3 protein-coding genes and 1 pseudogene are annotated in these 2,682 nt (G+C 24.3%); 1 reads left to right on the forward strand and 3 read right to left on the reverse strand.

The window, feature by feature from the left end; all coding sequences use genetic code 11:
* Positions 1-238 (forward strand): annotated as a pseudogene (locus QZ146_RS08560) (transposase); the annotation flags it as partial.
* Between the two features lie 193 nt (positions 239-431).
* On the opposite strand, the gene QZ146_RS08565 reads toward QZ146_RS08560, so the two are convergent.
* From QZ146_RS08565 to QZ146_RS08575, 3 genes are all read right to left on the reverse strand, one after another.
* Positions 432-1,028 (reverse strand): DUF998 domain-containing protein, encoded by a 597-nt coding sequence (locus QZ146_RS08565; protein WP_295723629.1) that lies wholly within the window; start codon positions 1,026-1,028, stop codon positions 432-434.
* Positions 1,029-1,323: 295 nt separating this feature from the next.
* Positions 1,324-1,686, reverse strand: a complete 363-nt coding sequence (locus QZ146_RS08570; RefSeq protein WP_295723631.1) for a hypothetical protein — start codon at positions 1,684-1,686, stop codon at positions 1,324-1,326.
* Between the two features lie 459 nt (positions 1,687-2,145).
* Positions 2,146-2,409, reverse strand: coding sequence for a hypothetical protein (locus QZ146_RS08575; RefSeq protein ID WP_295723634.1), 264 nt, complete (start codon positions 2,407-2,409; stop codon positions 2,146-2,148).
* Positions 2,410-2,682: the final 273 nt, after the last annotated feature.

The raw sequence follows: 2,682 nt of genomic DNA on the forward strand, positions 1-2,682 counted from the left end.
TAATGCATTTCAATTTGCAATTACATTATGTCATTACCGTATAGAAAATATGGAAAACACTTTGGGTAAAAATTTAATCAAAAAAACAATAAACAATAAAAATCTATCAGATGAAGAAATAAAAAAATATCTATCTTTTAAATCATTAAGTAAAATGGATTTAATCGATAAAATAAACAATGAACTATATAATAACAATTCACAACAAATATCAATAGAAAAAATTCAAAAAATCTAATAGAAATATTTAAAGAAAAATACTATGAAATAGTTGATTCAGTCTCATTTTACACAAAATGGGTGGATGAATATTTCAGTATAAACATTTGGTAATACACTATAAAATAAAAAAATTCATTTGATTTAGTGTAATGAGGTCTTTCGATAGGTACTTCACGAATTTTTTTGGTTTTTATTTTGTAAATAACTGTTTAAAGATTTAAATTAAAACGTAAATAAACACCGGTCATGAAACTCCAGATAATCAATGTATAAACGGATAATCTTTCGAATATAGGTCTATACATATAACTTGTATTGAAAAATAGAAGTCCATAACCAATTAATCCAATTATTCCCAAAACTAAAGTGATCTCCTGATAGGATTTAAATCTATCCATAGATTTTGAAATGATTAGTAGCAGTATATTACCTCCTAAAATAGCCATATTTGCACCTAAGACATGATAATGAGATGTTAATGGACTTTTAGAATGTATTAAACCGACAATTATAAATCCAAGACCACATGTAATTGTGAAAATATAATAAATAATTTTGTTTTTAATGATATAATCCTTGAATTTATAGAAGCTAGAAAAAAGTATAATTAAACCAAGTAGAATAAATGCTGAATTCATCAAGAAAAAATATGGGGAGTTTAAATTCGGAATTCCCAAAGTTGAAATGGTGTATTTGAGATAAGTATTGGCTAATGTGTCATTAAATGTAAATGCACAAATAGCCTCAGCAATTATATACCATAAACTTCCTATAATCAATATTATGCCTGTGATTTTAGATTTCATATTTTTCACTTATTAATTATTTAATAATTAAACAAGATTTTAAATTTATTGTTTCGTGCAATAATAGTTTAAAGAATAAATTAAGCTCTAAGATAAACAATATTTCTTTGAGAAAATTATTTTTAAAAAATCTATATATGTTTATCTTCATTCGTCAATTTAATCTCTTCATTATAAATTTTAGAATATAATTCCTCATCAACAACAATCCATTCAAAACCTAAATCTTCAATTCTTTTCTTCAATAAAGGGAGATATTTAGCAGAATATTGTGTCTGCCCATAATCATGATGATTTATATATTGCCAATAAAAACCTCTTGCGCCCTCCTTATCATATGCTTATAAACATATTTAACACCTGAACTCTTATTAGACCAAATATTAGAATCATCATAATCACCATTCAACTCTTTATTAAGTTTATAAGCATCAATAGCATTCTTATTATTAGTAATAACCCACTCCAAATCTTTATCTAAAACCATTTTTCTCAATCTAACAAGACTACGAGAGGATAAAAATTTCATCCTATCACCCTCAAAATAAGCATATCTCCATATATAACCAGTCTTTGAAATCTGTGATTTACATAAACTCACATTAAAAATTCCCCACTTAATAGAAAACTTATCATCATCATTTTTCCATAAATTCATCACCTTCAATCTATAAAAATTTTATTAACCTTGTTCTAAAACAAACCCTAGTTTCCTAAAAGAAGTGTTTAAAAAATTAAATCAACCCTGTTCCTTTTTAATATCAATATTAATAGCTTACATAGAATTATGAAAGTTTATAGATTTTTTTGTGGTTTGGATATTTTCTAAATTAAGATCTTGAATATTATTTGTATTAACTACTTCATTCAGGTCTTTTGTTGGAGTTATTCTGAAATGCTTAAAAGAAATATAATTGAAATTAGTATTAATATACTAAAATATATTTATTGTTTTCCATACATTTCACCCTTATTCTTAATTAAGTAATTATTATTTTACTTCTTTCTTTCAAATATAATTTAACTTATATTATTAAGATTTTATATCATTTTATCATCATATATTCCTTTCATAAGTAAACATTTTATAAATTAGTAAATATATATCTTATACAAATTAATTTTTAACAAACTTCAAACCATGAAGAAACTTATACTCACCAACTCCAATTTTAGCCAACTCATCAAACAACTCGTCACTATGCAAACTTTCAACCTTGTTTATAAACTTAACCTCACCATTACTAACAATATTTAAAAGCTTATCATCATAATTAACCTCAACTAACAAATCCGAACCTTCACCACAAACGATAAACAAATCTGAACCATCAAATAAAGCATCCTTAAATAAATTCAAATCAGTATAATCATCAAACACCTTATCCACACTATCGCAATGAAATTTCCGGCACTTTCAAAAACTTAAGTGATTTTAATTTTTAAAAAATATTTCAATATAATTTTTTTCTCTATTAATTTGCCGTTATTTTTAATTTAAAAGTATGTAAACTTAATATATAAGGTGAAGCTAATATATTAATATGAAAAAAAACAAATATAAAAGCTTCAAATAGTATTATGTCTGATAAACAATTTAAACTTTCCGATTTGATTCTGGAGTTTTCTAAATTCCGTACGATTGAGGATAAAA

The organism is uncultured Methanobrevibacter sp. (assembly GCF_905235195.1).
Taxonomy (GTDB): domain Archaea; phylum Methanobacteriota; class Methanobacteria; order Methanobacteriales; family Methanobacteriaceae; genus Methanarmilla.